Genomic DNA, 19781 nt, shown 5'->3' with positions numbered 1-19781 from the left:
GGAAATTCACCATTTACTGCTAACCCTTTCATTAATAACAAACACGGCTTACCATCGGTTAAGTAATTTTCTATATTTGCCGCATTAACACAAATAATATGAGCGCATTAAGTAACAGGATAAAAAACCTGTCAGAATCCCAGACCATCAAGATGGCCAAAATGGGCCGCGAACTGGCGGCTAAAGGTGTAGATGTGATCAGCCTGAGCTTCGGCGAGCCTGATTTTCATACCCCCGAGCATATTAAGGACGCTGCTAAAACAGCAATGGATAAGAACTTTACTTATTACACCCCTGTTGCCGGCTACCCCGATCTGAGAAAGGCCGTTGTTGCAAAACTAAAGAACGAGAATAAACTTGATTATACCGATAACCAGATCGTAGTATCGACCGGTGCTAAACAGGCTTTGGCCAACGCTATATTATGCCTGGTAAACCCCGGCCAGGAAGTAATTATTCCTACTCCTTACTGGGTATCTTATTCAGAGATTGTAAAGCTTGCCGAAGGTGTAAGTGTGTTTATAGATACCACTGTTGAGCAGAACTTTAAAATTACGCCAGAGCAGTTAGAGGCCGCTATTACGCCGCAATCAAAAGTGTTCATGTTCTCATCGCCTTGCAACCCAACGGGCAGCGTATACAGCCGCGACGAATTGGAAGGCCTGGCAAAGGTGTTTGCCAAATACCCGGATATCTATATCCTGAGCGATGAGATCTATGAGCATATCAACTTTATCGGTGGGCATGAGTCTATCGCCCAGTTCGACTACATAAAAGACCGGGTGATTATCGTAAACGGATGGTCGAAAGCATTTGCCATGACCGGCTGGAGAATTGGTTACACCGCCAGCAACAGCGAAATTGCTGCCGCGTGCGATAAGTTACAGGGACAGATCACTTCTGCTACCTGCTCTATCACCCAAAAAGCAGGCGTTGCCGCTTATACTGGCGGGTTAGATTCTGTTTACGCCATGCGCGAGCAGTTTCAGAAACGCCGTAACATTGTTTACGACCTCTTAAAAGAAATTGACGGACTGGAAGTAAACCTGCCTGAGGGCGCATTCTACTTTTTCCCCAACGTGAGTTCATTCTTCGGGAAGAGTTTTAACGGCAAGGTAATCAACGATTCTGACGAGTTGAGCATTTACCTATTGGAAGAGGCACATGTGGCAACAGTTGGTGGCGATTCATTCGGTGATAAAAGTTCACTACGAATCTCTTATGCTGCGGCCGAAGATAAACTAATAGAAGCTGTCAGAAGGATAAAAGAAGCGTTAGGCAAATTGGTATAGTCTGAATCAGAATTAAAGAATAAACAGAATTCTGAAATTTCTTAAATCCTGAAAATCCTGGTTCCGACAATAAAAAAATCCCCTCACCATAATGATGAGGGGATTTTTTTATTAAGTACGATCTGCTAATTACAAACCGAAACCGTAAGCTATACGTAAACCTACTGTACCATAGTTATTATCCTGGCCAGAGAAGTTTTCGTAACGGGCGCCTACATCCCATTTCTGAGAAGCGTAACCAATACCCGGAGATAGGATCAGCTTAGTAGCTTTACCGTTCAATTCGCCGGTAGCACCTCTGTAAGCATCTTTGGTTTCAAAACCGGCACCACCTTCAGCACTGAAGTAAAAGCCGCTGCCAACAAATGCCTTGATACCTAATTTAACCGGCACCATACCAAAGTCAATCGCTTTTTGAGTTACCCTAGTAACTTGTGTACCGTTGGTAATAGTGTAAGTGTTTTCTTTACCAAAATAATTGTAGTAACCTGATGTTAAAGTTAACGCGAGGTTATTGGCTAAACCGTATTGTAACCTGCCTGTACCACCTAAACCGATGTTAGAGATATTTTTTAACTGACCACCAGTTGGCAACAAACCTTCAACACCTACTCCGAAACGGAAAGCGTCTTTAGTGATTGATTGAGCGTTAACTGATGATGTTCCGATAAATATAGCTACTGCTGTAAGAGCTGTTGCTAAGATTTGTTTTGTTGTTTTCATTGTTGTGTTTTTAAATAAACAATTTTGTAATTGTGATACATCGATATGGACAAATACTTTGCCATCGTGCCAGAATACTTGCCAAATGATAATGCTGTGACGATAGCTAAACCTGTTTTAATAACAATTTATAGCTAAAGTCAGCCTGTTAACAACTGATAATCAATTGAATTTTTAACCATATAAAGTCAAAAGTCAGGAATTGTTAAGGTGATAATTTACAGAGAATGCAAATTATAGCATAGTGCTATAAAGAGTACAAAACTGTACAGTGTTATATATACACTAACCGATTTCAATGTTAAATTAATGCTAAATTTCATCTGCTTTTCATGCCAAAACGCTGTCTGAGCAAACATTTATACAATAAAAAAGCCCCTTTCGGGGCTGTATATTATTTGTGCGAACCTTCTATATCATCCTCATCAGGGTCTGGCTTGTAGTTTTTCTCCAGCTCGGCCAGCTTCTCTTTGCCATAGGCAAACTTGGTAATAATGTAATATAAAACCGGTACGATGAATATAGCCAATGATGTTGCAGTAAGCATCCCTCCAAATACCGTCCAACCAATGGTTTTACGGGATTGAGCACCCGCGCCCGATGCAAACAATAACGGAACGACACCTAATATGAATGCAAGCGATGTCATGATGATCGGTCTTAAACGTAGCCTCACTGCCTCTAATGTGGCTTTCTCCAGCTCCATACCCCTATCTACCCGCTCTTTGGCAAACTCTACGATCAGAATGGCATTCTTGGCAGCCAAACCTATCAGGGTTATCAAACCTATTTGCGCATAAACGTTATTGGTTAACGATGGCTGGAAAGAAAGGAACAATATCGCACCAAATGCACCAAGCGGTACGGCAAGCAGCACCGAGAACGGCACTGACCAACTTTCGTACAAGGCCGCCAAAAACAGGAACACGAACGCTATAGATAAGGCGAATATATATATGGTCTTAGATCCTGATAGTAACTCTTCCCGACTTAAGCCCGAAAATTCATAGCCGTAACCTTGCGGCAGAGTTTGCGCGGCAACTTCCTTCAATGCGTTAATGGCATCGCCACTACTGTAACCTGGCGCTGCATTACCATTTATCTCTGCAGAGCGGAACAGGTTATAATGCGATATCAAAGGCGCATTTTCGATAACCTTATAACTGGTAAGGGTACTTAATGGCACCATAGCCCCGGCAGAATTACGTACAAAGTACTGGCCTATGTTATCCATATTTGTCCGGTAGTTGGTGTCGGCCTGCGCCACTACCCTGAAGTTACGCCCGTAAATGGTAAAATCATTGATGTAAGCGCTACCCATATAGGTTTGCAGCGCATTGTTCACGTCCGAAATCTGCACGCCCAATTTCTTTGCCTTTTCCCTGTCAATGGTTAATTGATAGGCGGGGGTATGCGCGGTAAAGAAAGAGAACGCTTTTGAGATCTCCGGGCGTTTATTAATAGCCGCCGTAAAATTATTAAGCACCTTTTCAAAGTTAGTGATCTCGCCCCCTGCTTCTTTTTCTTGCAGGATGAATGAGAAACCACCTGTATTACCCAAACCTGGGATAGCCGGCGGGGATATTACCACCACATTGGCTTCTTTAGTTTTAGATAATTTCTTCTGCATGATGGAAATCAGCGAGTCTTTCTGGGTTTCGGCTGTTTTACGCTCATCCCATGGTTTTAACTGTACAAAGATGGTGGCACTGTTAGATTTTGTTGCAAAGTTTACCGCGTTCAAACCACCTAATGCCGCATAATGATTAATGCCGGGGATGCTGTCCAACTGTTTCATCATCCGGTGCAAGACATCTACTGTACGCTCTGTAGATGAACCCTCGGGCAAATCATAGGTGATAATAATACGCCCCTCATCCTCTAAAGGAATAAAGCCAGATGATTTACCACTGAATAGTAAAACGGTACCTACTACAACACATATCAACAATATAATAATATATTTTGAGCCTTTGATACTCTTATCAACCGCGTTACGGTAACGGCCGGTTAAACGGTCAAACCATTGGTTAAACTTGTAAAATAATTTATTCAGTCCGGTTGAATTTTCGTCGATCTTATGCGGCCGAAGCAAGAGAATACACAAAGCAGGCGTTAATGAAAGGGCCACAAAGGCCGATATTAGTACCGATATGGCAATAGTTATAGCAAATTGTTGGTATAACCTACCAACAATACCAGGCACAAAACCAACGGGAACAAACACTGCACCTAAAATTAGTGCAATGGCAATTACCGGTGCCGAGATCTCTTTCATTGCCTGGTGGGTAGCATCAACAGGGGTCATGCCCTTTTCGTCCATGTTATGCTGCACAGCCTCTACCACCACAATGGCATCATCTACCACAATACCAATAGCCAGTACAAAACCAAACAAGGTAAGCGTATTGATAGTAAAACCTAAAGGAATAAAGAAGATGAATGTGCCGATAATAGATACCGGGATAGCCAGTACCGGGATAAGTGTTGTACGCCAATTTTGCAGGAACAAGAATACCACTACTATAACCAACACCAAAGCAATTACCAGTGTTTCGATCACCTCATGAAGTGATACCCTTACCACAGTAACAGACTCGAACGGAACGACGTAATCCACATCAGCGGGGAATGATTTTTTAAGCTCATTCATTGTTGCGGTTACATTATCAGCAGTTTCGATAGCGTTACTTCCCGGTGCCTGGTATATCAAAAGGTATGAGGCCCTTTTACCATCTATAAATGAGTTACCTGCATAGTTAAATTTACCTAACTGTACGCGGGCAACATCCTTTAAATGCACAATCGCACCCGTCGCGGGGATGGTTTTAACAACGATATTTTCAAATTCTTCGGGCCTTACCAAACGGCCTTTTACCAATACGGTGTACTCAAAGGTTTGCCCTTTCATTTGCGGCGTGGCTCCAACCGTACCGGCGGCTACCTGCGCGTTTTGTTCCTGTAGGGCAGCGGTAACTTCGGCAGCGGTCATGTTCAGGGCTGCCAGCTTATCAGGCTTTAGCCAGATCCGCATACTAAAATCATCAGCACGGGTAAAAACGTCACCAACACCTTTTGTACGTAACAACGCATCCTTAACAAATACGTTGGCATAGTTATCTACTAATGTAACATCATGCGTTCCTTTTGGGGCGAATAACGCAACCAGCATCAAAATACTGGGGTTACGTTTACGCACCACCAAACCAAGGCGTTGTACTTCCTGCGGCAATGTTGGCTGGGCTATACCTACACGGTTCTGCACATCAAGCGCGGCTATGTTAATATCGGTACCTACCTCAAAGTTAACGGTCATGCTCATTTGGCCGTTGCCCGTGCTATTACTTTGCAGGTATGTCATACCGGGTGTACCGTTCACCTGTACCTCCACAGGTGTAGCCACTGTTTGCTCAACCGTTAAGGCATCCGCACCGGTGTAGTTACCGGTTACCTGTACAGTAGGCGGGGTAATTTCGGGATACTGCCCTATAGGCAGGCTCATTATAGCCAAAATACCTACTATTACAATAACCAGGGATATTACTATAGCGGTTACCGGGCGTTTTATGAAAGTATCTGCGATCATTATATTATCTTTATCTTAAAATGTATTCCGGAGAAGGCAAAACCGTCTTCTCTTATTATTAAAGTACTTTACTCAGCACTATTTTCTGGCAGGCGCAGCTTTACCATCTTTACCGGCAGTTGGTGGCGCACCTAAAGTTATCTTACCGCCATCGCGCAAGCGCTGAAAACCTTCGGTAATGATCTTATCCCCGGCTTGCAGGCCGTTCATAATAACTACATTGCTCTGAATCCGCGGGCCTAAGGTTACCTTGCGCTGCTCGGCTACGGTATCTTTTGATACGAATACAAAAAACTCACCCATTTGCTCGGTTATCGCTTTGTAAGGGATCTGTATGCGGTTACCTGAGTCGTCATTCAATACCTGCAACACGCAGCTCATTCCATCCTTCAATACATCCTTATCGTTATTGAACTGGATGCGCACTTTGATGGTACCCGTATTACCGCTTATGCCACGGTCAATTGCGAATACCTTACCTGTTTTGTTGTAAAGGGTACCGTCAGACAGTTGTAGTTTAAAGGTGGTATCGGTACTGTGGTTTTGCAGCTTGTAAAAACGGTTAATATCCTGCTCGTTTATCACTACATCTACCCCTATCGGGTTACCGGTAGATATTGTGTTTAATAATGTTGTACCGGGTGTAACCTGCGCGCCTAATTTAACCTGCGATATCCCTATGCGGCCTGTAAAAGGCGCCTTAATGGTAGCGTATGAAAGATCGGTCGCGGCAGAAGCCAGTCCGGCTTGTGCTACCTGCACCTGACTTTTGCTGGTTGCATAAGCAGCAACTGCCTGGTCAACCGTTTGGCGGGCAACCGCATCATTCTTTAATAACATATTATAACGGTCTACATCTTTTTGCGCCTTTACCAAATTGGCATTAGCACTGGCTACATTGGCTTTTGCCTGCTCGTAAGCGGCTACAAATTTGCGACGGTCAATTTCATACAGCGGTGTACCTTTAGTAACCACTTCGCCTTCTTTAAAAAAGATGCCGGTAATAAAGCCTGCAACCTGGCTGCGCAATTCAACAGAGTTTAAGGCGATCACTTGGCCCTGGTATTTATCGTAATAAAGGGCATCGGCTTTTTTAACTTCGGCAACACTTACAGGGGTTGGTGGCGGGGCAGCATTTTGTTTGCCGGATTTGCTTTTGCATGATGCAAATATGATTAAGCTTAAAGCGGCTATGCAGTAGATATATTTATTTTTCATTCTCGATGTGTTGTTAGTTCTAAAAATTATTCGGCCCGCAAAATACCCAGTGAGCGTTGCAGGTCTATTTTACTTGACAGTAACTGATATAATGCGTTGTAATAGTTTAATTGCGCGGTGCGGAGGTCAGCTTGCGATACGATGACGTCCAGATAGGTTTTAATCCCTTCGCGATATTGCAGCTCAACTACCTTGTATACATCTGTCGCCAGGCTTACGTTTTCCCGCAACACCTGCCAGTTATTATAATTGCTTTTGTAAGTCGCCAATGCGGCAGAATATTCGGCACTGATAGCGTTTCGGCTGTTCACCAGGTCAAGATCGTTCCGCTCTACCTGCAAACGGGCTTTGCTTAAGTTATGTAAGCGTCTCCCTCCCTGAAATATAGGAATAGACAGGGATAATCCCGCAAAGGATGTAGGATAAGTATCGTTATACAACTTAGAAAAACTATCATTAAAGTAAGCCAGACTGTAGCCACCCACTGCAGATAAAGAAGGTAAAAAACTCCAGCGGTAATAAGACACGTTGAGGTTGAGCAAATTCTTTTGTGTTTGCAACTGGCGGTATTCTATCCGGTTGGCATAGTTGATGGCTTGGTTGGTATCGATCAACGCTTCCGTTTGTAGTTTAGCCGTATCATAAGAAAGAACCAATCTTCTTTGAGGATCTAAGCCCATTACCTGTTTCAGGTACGCTGTTTTACTAATGATCGCTTCCTGCGTTGCTTTGCGGGATGCCAATGAATTATTAAGCGCGATTGTGGCTTGTTTATAATCCGTTTTATCAACCACACCTGCCTGGTAACGTGCGTAAGCATCCCTTAAGCTCCGGCGAAGTCTTACAATATCTTCATCGATAATTTGTAGTTGGCGTTGAGATAATAACACATCGTAAAAAGCCTTGCTTACATCTGATGCCAGATCAATTTTACTGCTTTCGCTGTTCTGTTTATAATATTGGCGTGAATATTTGGCTGAGCGTGATGCAAGCAATACATCATTATTATAGATCACCTGGCTTACCTGGGCACCAAGGGTAGATACGTTATGCGCTATGGCTAAATTTTGTTGCGTTGTGCCGGTGGCTGTTCCGGTTCCCGTTCCACCTGTACCAGTAGTCCCACCGGTACCTGTGGTACCGCCGGTTGTAGTACCGCCGGTATTAGTGCCTCCGGCAAGTACAGCAGGCCTTTGAAAGTAATGCTGGTATTGGCCGGTTGTACCAATTTGTGGCAACCAGGCAGATAAACCGATCCGTATATCACGCTCGTTGATTGCCTCGTCAATATAGGCTTGTTTTAATATCGGCTGATTTTTCAGCGCAAAATCGATGCTTTGCTTAAGGGTAACAACTGCTGCATTGGTATCGGCTACAGATTGGGCGCACAACCCAAAGGGTATTAAATAAAGTACAGCAGATGTTAAGATAAGGGGCAGTTTTTTCATAAGAACAGATGGATTCGACGTAAAAACGAAATTATTAAAGAATGGTTCTTTTTATTTCATATTTTTAACAGGGCTTATACGAAGATGACACAATTCCAAATCAATTGATAATCAACAACAGAAATATTACCGAATTAGGATAATACCATGATAATTGAAATAGCACCTCAACTTTTTTTTAACAATTTGAAAGAATTTGATGTTGTTTTAAGAAAATTTTAATTAATTTGCCTGATGAGAGTAAACTGTACACTATTAAGTTAGTGTGAAAAAATTTACATTTCTAATGCAAGACATTAGCTTATTCATGGTATTTTTACAGAAATTTTAAGAAGTGTTAATAAATGATAAAAAAGTTACACGATAAGATCGCTCAGTTTCAGGTAGCCAATGTGCTTAGGGAAGCCGGTCTATATCCTTATTTCAGGCCTATTGAGTCTGCCCAGGATACTGAAGTAATTATCGACAATAAAAGAGTGTTAATGTTTGGCTCTAACTCTTATTTGGGGCTAACTAATCACCCACTTATAAAAGAAGCTTCGAAACAGGCTATTGATAAATACGGAACAGGTTGTGCAGGTTCACGTTTTTTGAATGGCACGCTCGATATTCATATTGAGTTAGAGAACAGGCTTGCTACTTACGTTGGCAAAGAAGCAACTGTATTATTCAGTACAGGTTATCAAGTTAATTTGGGTGTATTGTCATGCATCACCGGCCGTAACGATTATTTGATACTGGATGAATATGATCACGCTTGCATCATAGATGGCAGCCGTCTATCGTTTTCTAAAGTTATAAAATACGCCCACAATGATATGGAAGACTTAGCCAGAAAGCTAAGCATCCTACCGGAAGAAGCGGTTAAGATCATCGCTGTAGATGGTATTTTCAGCATGGAAGGCGACATTGTTAAGTTACCTGAAATAGTTAAACTTGCCGAAAAATTTGGTGCCAATATTATGGTTGATGATGCGCACAGTTTGGGCGTAATTGGTCATAAGGGTGCCGGTACCGCATCGCACTTTAACCTTACCGATGATGTTGACCTGATTATGGGTACGTTCAGTAAGTCATTAGCATCATTAGGTGGTTTTATTGCTGCCGATGCCGAGACCATCGATTATATTAAACACCGCGCACGTTCATTGATGTTTAGCGCCAGTATGCCTCCGGGTTCTGTCGCCAGTGTTATCGCAGCGCTTAACATTATAGAATCTGAGCCTGAACGCATTCAAAAACTTTGGGATAATACCAATTATGCCATGAAGCTTTTACTGGACGAAGGCTTTGACCTTGGCCCTACCGAAAGCCCGATACTACCTATTTACGTACGCGATAACGAAAAAACGTTTGCGGTTACCAAACATCTGCAATCTGCCGGGGTTTTTGTAAATCCTGTTGTATCACCTGCAGTCCCTTCAGATTCATCTTTACTACGCTTCTCTTTAATGGCTACCCACACGTTTGAACAAATAGATGAGGCGGTTGATAAGATTATAGCTGCCTTTAAATCTGTAGGCGTTGAGAATGCCGCCGTTAAAGAAAAAATATAAATTACTACATATTTCATAACCTTATTGATGCCACGAAAGTGGCATCATCATTTAAGCCCCAATTGTAAATGAAAAATATTGTTCCGGTTACGTCAAAAAAAGAACTTGGTGCTTTTATTGACTTCCCACATGAGTTGTACAAAAACGATCCAAACTACGTACCGGAATTATTTATTGCTCAAAAGGACCTGCTAACAACGCACCCCTTTCATAAGCACTCATCCCTGCAAACTTTCCTGGCTTATGACGGCGACAAAATTGTTGGCCGCATTTGCGCGGTTTATAACACCAGCCACAATAGTTTTAATAAAGTTAACGATGGCTTTTTTGGCTTTTTTGATTGTGTAAACGATCAGGAAACCGCTAACCTGCTTTTTGACACCGCAACTACGTGGTTAAAGGAAAAAGGTGCCGAAACCATTACCGGCCCTGTTAACCCCTCAACTAACGAAACCTGCGGCTTGTTGGTAAAAGGCTTTGACCGCCCACCGGTTGTAATGATGACCTACAATCCGGAATACTATGTTACGCTATTAGAAAACTACGGTTTTAAAAAACAAACCGACCTGCTGGCCTGGCATTGGGATGGCCAAAACTATAACGATAAATCGCTGCAGATGCTGGATAGGTTGCAGGAGCGGTTAACCCGTAACAGCGGCATCACCATCCGTAAGATCAATCTAAAAAACTTTAAACAGGAAGCTGACTCATTGCGTGAGGTATATAACAAGGCATGGGATAAAAACCTTGGCTTCTTCCCGATGACCAACGAGGAGTTTGACTATACCGCCAAAGATTTAAAAATGATACTTGACCCCGATTTTGCACTGGTTGCAGAACAGGACGGTAAAATTATAGGTTTCGGTGTTGCCATCCCGGATATCAACCAGATCCTGAAAACCATAAAAAAAGGCCGGTTGCTGCCTACCGGCATCTTTAAATTATGGCTCAATAAAAAGAAGATCACCGGAATCCGTATCATGCTTTTAGGCGTAATTGACGGTTACCGTAAAATGGGTATCGAGGCTTGCTTGTATGGCAGTATAATTAAAGAGTACCGCCGCAAAGGCTTAAAATATGCGGAAGCATCATGGACCTTGGAGAAAAATGATATGGTAAACCGCGCAATAGAAGCTATCGGCGGCGATCAGTATAAAACCTATCGTATCTATCAAAAAGGAATATAATTTTAGAATTATAATAAGTGCATAATCATTTTTTATCTGCCGGTAATCTTTATTGATTTACTTGCAGGCTAAAGCAGAAATATAATTTATTTGCACAGCGAAAAAGTTAAGGTAAACCATAAATACCGGGCGCCCCCTGCCGGTTTAATAAACTTGCTCTATTGCAAAAAAAATTAATGGTAACACCATTATTGTAAAAGTAAACACTAAAAAGCAAATCGATTTGGCTAATTCCCAAAAAGGTTAAAAACAAATCACTAAATGAAAATCAACATTAAACCTGCTAACGGCAAGCTTGGTATTTTAATACCGGGTTTAGGAGCTGTAGCTACCACATTAATTGCCGGCGTTGAAGCCGTTAAAAAAGGTATATCTCAACCTGTAGGTTCGTTAACGCAAATGGGCAGTATCCGTTTGGGTAAAAGAACAGAGAACCGCCATCCAAAAATTAAAGATTTTGTGCCTTTGGCAAAGTTAGAAGACATTGTTTTTGGCGGATGGGATGTTTATGAAGATAACGTTTACCAGGCTGCAATGAACGCGAAAGTGTTAGATGCATCTTTATTAAACGAAGTAAGAGAGGGTTTGGAAGCAATCGTACCGATGAAAGCTGCCTTTGACAAAAACTACGCTAAAAACTTGGATGGTACCCACGTTAAAACCGGTACCCGCTATGAGCTGGCGCAGCAGGTTATGGAAGATATCAAAAACTTCCAGACGGATAACGGGCTTGACCGGGTAGTTTTGGTATGGTGTGGTTCTACAGAGGTTTACTTTGAAGGGTCTGAGATACATCAAACATTAGCCGCATTTGAGCAAGCTTTATTAGATGATGATAAACGCATCGCTCCAAGCATGATCTACGCATATGCAGCTTTAAAATTAGGCGTACCATTTGCTAACGGCGCCCCTAACTTAACTGTTGATATCCCTGCGATGATCGAGTTGGCCAAATTAACCAAAACACCAATTTCTGGCAAGGACTTTAAAACCGGCCAAACGTTAATGAAAACCGTTTTAGCACCGGGCCTGGCAGCACGTTCATTAGGTGTACACGGCTGGTTCTCTACTAACATTTTAGGTAACCGCGATGGTTTGGTGTTAGACGATCCGGATAACTTTAAAACTAAAGAAGTGTCAAAATTAGGCGTATTAGAAGATATACTGCGCCCTGAAGACAACCCCGAATTATATGGCGAGATCTTCCACAAGATCCGTATCAACTACTACCCGCCGCATGGCGATAACAAAGAAAGCTGGGATAACATTGACATTTTTGGCTGGTTAGGCTACAAAATGCAAATCAAGATCAACTTCCTTTGCCGTGACTCTATCCTGGCAGCACCTATAGCGTTAGATTTAGCTTTATTTAGCGATATGGCAAAACGTGCTAACATGAGTGGCATTCAGGAATGGTTGTCATTCTACTTAAAATCGCCGCAAACCGCGCCGGGCTTACATGCAGAGAATGACATTTTTAAGCAGTTGATTAAGTTAGAAAACACCTTACGTTACTTAATGGGCGAAGACCTGATCACACACCTGGGCCTTGACTATTACGACGATATGTTTGTTGATAACGTACAATAATAAACTATTGCCCAACCGTTTGCCGCGTGGAAGTATGCGGCAAACGGTTTTTAATGATACAGGAATACCATTTCAACCCCACAAATCCCTCCCCCGGGATATTATTTGTTTTGCTCGTACTCTTGCAGTATTTTCTACGTATATAGTAACAATTATCACTCTGCGGCATCTACATGACTGAGGTTGTAAGTGATAGTAGTTTGATCTACACGGCAAGGTCACATTCAATAACAGCCGTATAAATATTTTAATTGCTCAATGGCAACTTTTGTAAAAGCACAGGCATCTTCATTTATCGCATCTACTTTTGACTTTTTGACCACAGTAGTCTGCAAGGAATTTTTCTATCTTTGGTACGTAACTGCAACACTACTTGGAACGATAGCTGGCGGCATCATCAACTTTGTTTTAGGCAGGGTTTGGGTTTTTGAAGGCAGGGAAAAAAACATACCGCAACAGGTTTTAAAATACCTGCTTGTTTGGGGCGGGAATTCATTGCTTAACACGTCGGGGGTGTTTTTGGTAACGCATTATACCGGGTTGAGTTATATAATTTCAAAGGCGTTGGTTTCCATATCTGTAGGGATAAGCTATAATTATTTCCTGCAAAAAAAGTTTGTTTTTGCATAATTGCGTTTAGTTTCAATGAATTTTAAGTCCCCTAATAATCATTTTCTGGCGTTAACCTTCTTATTTATAAGTGCCTCCCTATTCGGCCAAAATACGGTAGTAACCGGCATCATCACCGATGCTTCCAATAAGCAAACCCTACCTTACGTTTCTATTGCTTTTACTGGCAGTACCATTGGCGTAGTCACCAATAACCAGGGCGTTTACACTATCCGGTCGGCCAAACCCTACACACAGATAAAGGTGTCATACCTCGGTTTTAAAGATGCCCTGCTTAACGTAGTGCCGGGTAAAGAACAAACCATTAACGTGCGACTGCTGCCATCATCAAAGCAACTGAATGAAGTGGTAGTTAAAACCAATAAACGCCCCAAATACGTTAACGATAACCCGGCTGTAGAATTAATTCGCAAAGTTATTGCCAATAAGGACAAAAATCGCCCTGAAAGCTACAATTACGTTGAGTATAAAGAATACGATAAAATGCAGTTCTCCCTCAGTAACCTTTCAGATAAGGTTTCTGAAAGAAAGCTGTTTCGAAAATATAAATTTCTGTTTGAGAATAAGGATAGCGTATCCTACCCTGGTAAAACACTGCTCCCTATTTACATGAAAGAGCGGCTGTCGCAGGTATACTACCGCAAAGCCCCCGAGGCGACGCGCACGGCCGTTCTGGGTGAAAAATCGGTAGACTTCGGTCCTGGTTTTGATACTGAAGGTGTAGGCCAGTATTTTAAACACCTTTATGAAAAGGTTGATATTTACGATAACAGCATTATGCTGTTGGGCAGGCAGTTTTTAAGCCCTATTGCCAACTCGGCACCTACTTATTACAAATACTTTATCACCGATACCCTATTAATGGATAACGGCGAAAAACTGATCCAACTGAGCTTTACACCACGCAACACTAACGACGTTTTATTTGAGGGTGATATATACATCACCCTTGATGGTAACTATGCTGTAGAGAAGGATGCGCTTAACATCAATAAAAACATTAACGTAAACTTTGTGCGCAGCATGCATGTTGACCAAAGTTTCGAGTTGAGTAAGGACGGCCGCTACCATCTGAGCCGCAGTAATACTTTTGCCGATTTTGGCGTTTCTGTCAAGCGAAAGGCCGGATTATTTGGTGTCCGTACCCTAACATTCAAAAACTACGAGATCAATAAGCCCCGGCCCGATACCACTTACCTGCCTCGGCCCGAAGTTGCGGATGAGGAAGTGAAAAATAGGCCGGAAAGCTTTTGGGCGCAAAACAGGCTCGATACCTTAAGCCAGGCTGAAGCAAAGGTTTACAAAAATATTGATAGCCTTGTACACATGCCATCGTTTAGGCGCACGGCTGATATTGTGAACCTGTTGTTTGCGGGCTTTAAAAACTTTGGTAAGTTTGAGATTGGCCCGGCCAGTACTTTTTACAGTTTTAACCCGGTAGAGGGTTTAAGGTTACGCTTAGGTGGCCGTACTACAGCCGATTTTAGCAAGCGTTATTTTTTAGAAGCATACGGGGCTTATGGTTTTAAAGACCAACGCTGGAAATACTTCCTTGCGGGTACTTATTCGCTTAATAACAAAAGTATTTACCGGTTCCCACAGCATTACATCAGGGCAAGCTTTCAGCGGGAAACCAAAATACCGGGCCAGGAATTACAATTCATTCAGGAGGATAATATATTGCTATCCTTTAAACGTGGCCGTAACGATAAATATCTTTACAACGATAACTACCGTTTAGATTATGTGAGTGAATATGAAAACCACTTTTCATACAAGCTTGGTTTAAAAAAAACTACCCAAACCCCTACCGGCAGTTTGTTTCCGTTCATTAGCAGCCAGAACGATATTTTTAACCATCTTACCACTTCAGAAGCGTCTATTGGCTTCCGATATGCACCAAAAGAGCAGTATTACCAGGGTAAATTATTCCGCACCCCTATTATTAATCAATACCCTATAATGTCATTAGAATTTACCCAGGGATTGAAAAATGTACTGGGCGGCGAATATAATTACTCCAACTTGACGGCGCGTTTTGATAAGCGCTTTTATATAGCGCCTTTTGGTTTTAACGATGTAACAGTTGAGGGCGGCAAGATCTTCGGTCAGGTACCCTACCCTTTATTAAATATCCACCGGGCCAATCAAACCTTTGCTTACGTGATAGATTCTTACAATTTAATGAACTTTTTAGAATTTGTGAGCGATAAATCAGCAAGTTTTAATATTGATCAGCATTTTGGCGGTTTCTTTTTCAACAAAGTCCCTTTATTCAAAAAACTAAAATGGCGCGAAACCGCATCAGTTAAAGCGCTGTTTGGCGGTCTAAGCAATCAAAACAATCCTTCTATCCACCCTAATTTATATCAGTTCCCGATAGATGAGAACGGCGCGCCAATTACTTACGCGTTGGGCAATAAGCCTTACGTGGAAGGAAGTGTAGGTATAGAAAATATTTTCAAATTTATCCGTGTGGATTTTGTTAAGAGGTTTACTTACCTGGATCATCCCGGTATTGCAGACTGGGGGATCCGCACCAAGATCAAATTTGATTTTTAATATGTGTTATTTTAATTATTTTTATTGTTAAATGGAACAGCAAACATCGGTACGTACAAGTTTACAACTTGGGATTTATAAAGTTATAGATCCATTTGTTAAACTATTGATAAAGATAGGCTTAACCCCTAACGCTGTAACATCTATCGGCTTTGTGCTGAATGTTGGCGTAGCTGCTATATTTATCATAGGCGGCGAAGACGGCGACCGGGCGGACCTAAGCTATGTGGGCTGGGCCGGCGGCCTGATACTTTTTGCAGGAGTATTTGATATGCTCGACGGGCAGGTAGCCCGTTTGGGTAATATGAAATCTACCTTCGGCGCTTTGTATGATTCGGTTTTGGATCGTTACAGCGAGCTGATCATGTTCCTGGGTATTTGCTACTACCTGGTTGCACATCATTATTTTTTAAGTTCGATAGCTGCATTCATCGCCCTGATAGGCTCAATGATGGTGAGCTACGTACGCGCCCGTGCCGAGGGCCTTGGGGTTGAACTAAAAGGTGGTTTAATGCAACGGCCTGAAAGGGTAATAACCATTGCAGTGTTTGCCATTGCTTGTGGCATAACATCGTCATATTTGGGCGGCGATTATAAATTGTACATCCCCGGCATTAAATATCACGTATTTGAATCGATGACAGTATTTACCCTTCCAATTGCGGTACTTGCTGTATTAACTAACTTAACTGCCTTCAAAAGGTTGACGGATGCTAAGAAAGCGCTGTCAGAAAATAAAGATGAACAATAATACTCCTATAAAAATAATCGTTTCGCTTTTACTGTTTATAAATTTCACATTACCATTAAGTGCTGCTGTAAAATATAATAACCCGATAGCTGCAGATAGCGCAGCAAATAAAAAGCACCAGAAACCACAACAGGCCTTCCCTACGCCGCCGGCCGATGCCAACAGGCTTTTTTACGTACAGCGGTCGTCAAATATCAACACGTTGATATACGATTTAAATATTGATAAAAAGACCGGTAGGCCCGATGAGGATAGCCCTGTACACCCGTACTGGATCCGTTATAATGAGCGGGGGCAGAAAGAAGAACTGAACTATATTCAGCGCAAATTTGCGTACGGGTTAACCTCAAAAGCCGTTGGTAACGATAAGTATGATATCAGATTTGTGTCATACAAAAAATTTCCGCTTACTTTAATGAAAGCATCAGATGGGAAATATCGTATCTTTGCGACAGTAAACCAAAAGCAAATGATGCTTAATTATGTGTTTATCAAAATAGAGGGCGGTTCGTTTTGGTTACCAAATGTAGTTTACGTGGAATTGAAAGGGACAGACCCTGTGTCAGGAAAAGAAATTACAGAACGCTTTAAACCCTAATTAATTATGGCTAAAAATTTTGTCTCCAACTCGCAGGAATCTGTGAGAATGTTTAAAAGCAGCTTTTTAGAGAGTTTATCTAAGGTGCATTATTTTGTGCCTATCATCATATTTGTGCCTGTTATTTTAGTTTGCAGTTACTTTGCTTACGATAAGCAAATCGGTGTATTAAACTATATCGGTTTATTTTTATTCGGCCTGGCGGTATGGACGTTAACCGAATACATTATGCACCGATTTGTGTTCCACTTTGTGCCAAAGCAGAAATGGGCATTGCGTTTACACTTTATTTTTCACGGTGTACACCATGATTATCCGAGTGACGCTATGCGTTTAGTGATGCCCCCATCGGCAAGCATCCCGCTGGCAACAGGTTTTTACCTGTTATTTAATGCCTTGTTACCTGCCAATTACATTTTTGGCTTTTTCCCGGGCTTTATATTAGGCTACCTTTTTTATGATATATCGCATTACGCTATCCATCATTTTAACTTCAAAGGCAACTTTTGGAAAAGGATAAAACAACACCACATGTTGCATCATTACCAGGATCCCACTAAAGGCTACGGCGTTAGTTCACCGCTGTGGGATAAGATCTTCAATTCAGATTTCATTAAAAAGCAGAATGGCTAATGATGGTACCGATGAGATACAGATCAATGCAAAAAATATAAGTATTGTATCTGCAATATCCATAGCCTATTTACTTTTATCGTACTTACTGGTAGGCTTTAAGTCGGATCAATTGGTGCTTTTGGGTATCTTCAACATCTGCTTTTACGCTACTCCAACCACCCGCAAGTTTATACTTGGGTTTTCTATCTTTATTGTATACTGGGTCATCTTTGATTATATGAAGGCATTTCCCAATTACAACTACAAAGCTGTAGCAATCGGCGAATTATATCACGCCGAGAAGCATTTTTTCGGTATTCACTTTAATAACGCCATATTAACGCCAAACGAATATCTTTACCTCAAACGTACAGCTTTCATTGACGTGGTAGCCGGGTTGTTTTATCTCTGCTGGATACCCGTGCCCCTTGCGTTTGCGGCATACCTTTTCTTCAAAAACAAACACCTGTTTCTGCGTTTCTCGTTAACATTTGTGCTGGTGAATATGCTGGGTTTTATTATTTACTACGCCTACCCAGCCGCACCACCCTGGTACGTTCAATTACACGGCTTTCAGTTTATACCGCTAACACAAGGCAACATGGCCGGTTTAGCCCGGTTCGACCAGTTTTTTCATATTAATCTTTTTAAAGGCATTTACGCAAAGGGCTCGAACGTATTTGCTGCCATGCCCTCTTTACATTCCTCTTACCCGGTTATCGTACTGTACTACGGTATAAAAAATCGTTTGGGTATGGTAAACGTGCTATTCGCTATTGTAATGGTGGGGATTTGGTTCACGGCAGTTTACGCCAGTCACCATTATATTTTAGATGTACTTGCCGGAATTAGCTGCGCCAGTTTGGGTATCTTACTGTTTAACATGTCGTTGTCATCCCCGTTCATGAAGAAATTTCTTCTACGATATGAGCAAATCATTCGCTAATTAGCATTCGCACTAAAAAAGTGTATATTTTTCTGTACTAAACAACGGTAATGTTAGTAACGTTAAAAGTGTGGAAATTTAATTCTGAAGCATTTTTTTACTACAATCAGCTGTTTCCGCTACTAAACGCCATTTGGCTAATAACCGATCCCTATAGAACCTCCAGATCACAAAAATCGGGCATGTAAATTGCCTATATATTTATGTACAAAGCAATGTATATTAATATGAAAAAACTACTTACTATCGCCATATTATTCTTAGCATCAGCTAATGTATTTGCAGATACCCGCAATTTAGACAGTTTAAAATCGCAATTGCAGCTAACTAAAAATGACTCATTAAAAGGTGGCATATATCAAGCAATTGCAACCCAATATTTACAGTACGATACCATTAAACATAGCGGCGTTAAACGTTATTACCAAGATGAGGCGTTGAATTACACTATGCTGGCTTTGCACAACTACAGCTATTATGATGATACCTTGGGGATGCGTACTTGCTTTGATTATCTATCTAAAGTATACCAGTCGCAAGGCAAATTAGCCCAGGCCAAATGGTTTGTGTTACAGTCAAACAAAATATCAAGGGACAGAAAAGATATCGACGGTATTGTTAACTCACTTGTACGTTTATCAAGCGTAAAAATGAGCAATAAGGACTATAAGTTAGCTATGCGCGATTTAAATGAAGCGTTAGTATTATCAACAAAAAACAAGCTTACCAAATTAGAGGCTTTGGTTCAAAAAAATTATGCCTATTTATATAACAGAATGGGTGATACAGAGAAAGGCGATCTTGCATCAAAACGTGCTTCTGAGTTAAATGATCAGGTATTAACCGAAGATCAGTTACGGTCAACAGCTATGGCTGCCACGCCCGATACCGCTAAAGTAAAAGTGGTTCTTAAAAAGAAAGTTGCAGTAAGCACTACTGCTAAGAAGATGAATAAATTAAACGCAGCCAAACGCTACGCATCTTTATAAAATACTCGACCCAATATATATAAAACGACTGCCCAACAAGGTGGTCGTTTTTGCTTTAAACCACTGGCTATTTTAAATGTCAAATAAACC

The 19781-nt window shown here is 41.6% G+C and carries 15 protein-coding genes; 11 read left to right on the top strand and 4 right to left on the bottom strand.

Going from position 1 to position 19781, the window contains the following annotated elements; translation table 11 throughout:
- The first annotated feature begins 98 nt into the window (after nt 1–98).
- Nucleotides 99–1292, top strand: coding sequence for a pyridoxal phosphate-dependent aminotransferase (locus IDJ76_RS01340; RefSeq protein ID WP_191159950.1), 1194 nt, complete (start codon nt 99–101; stop codon nt 1290–1292).
- A gap of 129 nt (nt 1293–1421) precedes the next feature.
- On the opposite strand, the gene IDJ76_RS01335 is transcribed toward IDJ76_RS01340, so the two are convergent.
- From IDJ76_RS01335 to IDJ76_RS01320, 4 genes are all read right to left on the bottom strand, one after another.
- On the bottom strand, nt 1422–2015 hold the full coding sequence (locus tag IDJ76_RS01335) for a hypothetical protein (protein WP_191159948.1): 594 nt from the start codon (nt 2013–2015) through the stop codon (nt 1422–1424).
- 394 nt (nt 2016–2409) lie between these two features.
- Nucleotides 2410–5601, bottom strand: coding sequence for an efflux RND transporter permease subunit (locus IDJ76_RS01330; RefSeq protein WP_191159946.1), 3192 nt, complete (start codon nt 5599–5601; stop codon nt 2410–2412).
- Between the two features lie 78 nt (nt 5602–5679).
- The gene (locus IDJ76_RS01325) at nt 5680–6819 is read right to left on the bottom strand and encodes an efflux RND transporter periplasmic adaptor subunit (protein WP_191159944.1); all 1140 of its coding nucleotides are present in this window, start codon (nt 6817–6819) and stop codon (nt 5680–5682) included.
- A gap of 26 nt (nt 6820–6845) precedes the next feature.
- Complete coding sequence (locus IDJ76_RS01320) at nt 6846–8267, bottom strand: TolC family protein (protein WP_191159942.1); 1422 nt, start codon at nt 8265–8267, stop codon at nt 6846–6848.
- Nucleotides 8268–8611: 344 nt separating this feature from the next.
- On the opposite strand from IDJ76_RS01320, the gene spt reads away from it, so the two are divergent.
- The 10 genes from spt to IDJ76_RS01270 all read left to right on the top strand — a co-directional run bounded on the left by spt (nt 8612) and on the right by IDJ76_RS01270 (nt 19691).
- Nucleotides 8612–9823 (top strand): serine palmitoyltransferase, encoded by a 1212-nt coding sequence (spt, locus tag IDJ76_RS01315; RefSeq protein WP_191159940.1) that lies wholly within the window; start codon nt 8612–8614, stop codon nt 9821–9823.
- A 68-nt stretch (nt 9824–9891) separates the two neighbouring features.
- Nucleotides 9892–11010: a hypothetical protein gene (locus tag IDJ76_RS01310; protein ID WP_191159938.1), complete on the top strand. Its 1119-nt coding sequence runs from the start codon at nt 9892–9894 to the stop codon at nt 11008–11010.
- 261 nt (nt 11011–11271) lie between these two features.
- Nucleotides 11272–12600, top strand: coding sequence for an inositol-3-phosphate synthase (locus IDJ76_RS01305; protein ID WP_191159936.1), 1329 nt, complete (start codon nt 11272–11274; stop codon nt 12598–12600).
- 258 nt (nt 12601–12858) lie between these two features.
- Nucleotides 12859–13230 (top strand): GtrA family protein, encoded by a 372-nt coding sequence (locus tag IDJ76_RS01300; protein WP_191159934.1) that lies wholly within the window; start codon nt 12859–12861, stop codon nt 13228–13230.
- A 15-nt stretch (nt 13231–13245) separates the two neighbouring features.
- Nucleotides 13246–15792 (top strand): DUF5686 and carboxypeptidase-like regulatory domain-containing protein, encoded by a 2547-nt coding sequence (locus IDJ76_RS01295; RefSeq protein WP_191159933.1) that lies wholly within the window; start codon nt 13246–13248, stop codon nt 15790–15792.
- A 31-nt stretch (nt 15793–15823) separates the two neighbouring features.
- Nucleotides 15824–16543 carry a CDP-alcohol phosphatidyltransferase family protein gene (locus IDJ76_RS01290; RefSeq protein WP_191159931.1) on the top strand — a complete coding sequence of 240 codons (720 nt, stop codon included), beginning with the start codon at nt 15824–15826 and terminating at the stop codon, nt 16541–16543.
- A complete protein-coding gene (locus IDJ76_RS01285; protein WP_191159929.1) occupies nt 16533–17141 on the top strand; it encodes a DUF4833 domain-containing protein in 609 nt (202 codons plus the stop codon). The genes IDJ76_RS01290 and IDJ76_RS01285 overlap by 11 nt, the downstream gene beginning before the upstream one ends.
- Before the next feature lie 6 nt (nt 17142–17147).
- Nucleotides 17148–17774, top strand: a complete 627-nt coding sequence (locus IDJ76_RS01280; RefSeq protein ID WP_191159927.1) for a sterol desaturase family protein — start codon at nt 17148–17150, stop codon at nt 17772–17774.
- On the top strand, nt 17767–18702 hold the full coding sequence (locus IDJ76_RS01275) for a phosphatase PAP2 family protein (protein ID WP_191159925.1): 936 nt from the start codon (nt 17767–17769) through the stop codon (nt 18700–18702). The genes IDJ76_RS01280 and IDJ76_RS01275 overlap by 8 nt, the downstream gene beginning before the upstream one ends.
- A 227-nt stretch (nt 18703–18929) precedes the next feature.
- On the top strand, nt 18930–19691 hold the full coding sequence (locus IDJ76_RS01270; RefSeq protein WP_191159923.1) for a hypothetical protein: 762 nt from the start codon (nt 18930–18932) through the stop codon (nt 19689–19691).
- The last annotated feature ends 90 nt before the right edge of the window (nt 19692–19781 follow it).

Source organism: Mucilaginibacter glaciei (genome assembly GCF_014773245.1).
Classification (GTDB): domain Bacteria; phylum Bacteroidota; class Bacteroidia; order Sphingobacteriales; family Sphingobacteriaceae; genus Mucilaginibacter; species Mucilaginibacter glaciei.
This window is presented reverse-complemented; position numbering and strand designations above follow the sequence as displayed.

Coding starts and splice junctions, on each gene's coding strand:
- IDJ76_RS01340 (WP_191159950.1), top strand. CDS start 99: ATGAGCGCATTAAGTAACAGGATAAAAAACCTGTCAGAATCCCAGACC.
- IDJ76_RS01335 (WP_191159948.1), bottom strand. CDS start 2,015: ATGAAAACAACAAAACAAATCTTAGCAACAGCTCTTACAGCAGTAGCT.
- IDJ76_RS01330 (WP_191159946.1), bottom strand. CDS start 5,601: ATGATCGCAGATACTTTCATAAAACGCCCGGTAACCGCTATAGTAATA.
- IDJ76_RS01325 (WP_191159944.1), bottom strand. CDS start 6,819: ATGAAAAATAAATATATCTACTGCATAGCCGCTTTAAGCTTAATCATA.
- IDJ76_RS01320 (WP_191159942.1), bottom strand. CDS start 8,267: ATGAAAAAACTGCCCCTTATCTTAACATCTGCTGTACTTTATTTAATA.
- spt (WP_191159940.1), top strand. CDS start 8,612: ATGATAAAAAAGTTACACGATAAGATCGCTCAGTTTCAGGTAGCCAAT.
- IDJ76_RS01310 (WP_191159938.1), top strand. CDS start 9,892: ATGAAAAATATTGTTCCGGTTACGTCAAAAAAAGAACTTGGTGCTTTT.
- IDJ76_RS01305 (WP_191159936.1), top strand. CDS start 11,272: ATGAAAATCAACATTAAACCTGCTAACGGCAAGCTTGGTATTTTAATA.
- IDJ76_RS01300 (WP_191159934.1), top strand. CDS start 12,859: ATGGCAACTTTTGTAAAAGCACAGGCATCTTCATTTATCGCATCTACT.
- IDJ76_RS01295 (WP_191159933.1), top strand. CDS start 13,246: ATGAATTTTAAGTCCCCTAATAATCATTTTCTGGCGTTAACCTTCTTA.
- IDJ76_RS01290 (WP_191159931.1), top strand. CDS start 15,824: ATGGAACAGCAAACATCGGTACGTACAAGTTTACAACTTGGGATTTAT.
- IDJ76_RS01285 (WP_191159929.1), top strand. CDS start 16,533: ATGAACAATAATACTCCTATAAAAATAATCGTTTCGCTTTTACTGTTT.
- IDJ76_RS01280 (WP_191159927.1), top strand. CDS start 17,148: ATGGCTAAAAATTTTGTCTCCAACTCGCAGGAATCTGTGAGAATGTTT.
- IDJ76_RS01275 (WP_191159925.1), top strand. CDS start 17,767: ATGGCTAATGATGGTACCGATGAGATACAGATCAATGCAAAAAATATA.
- IDJ76_RS01270 (WP_191159923.1), top strand. CDS start 18,930: ATGAAAAAACTACTTACTATCGCCATATTATTCTTAGCATCAGCTAAT.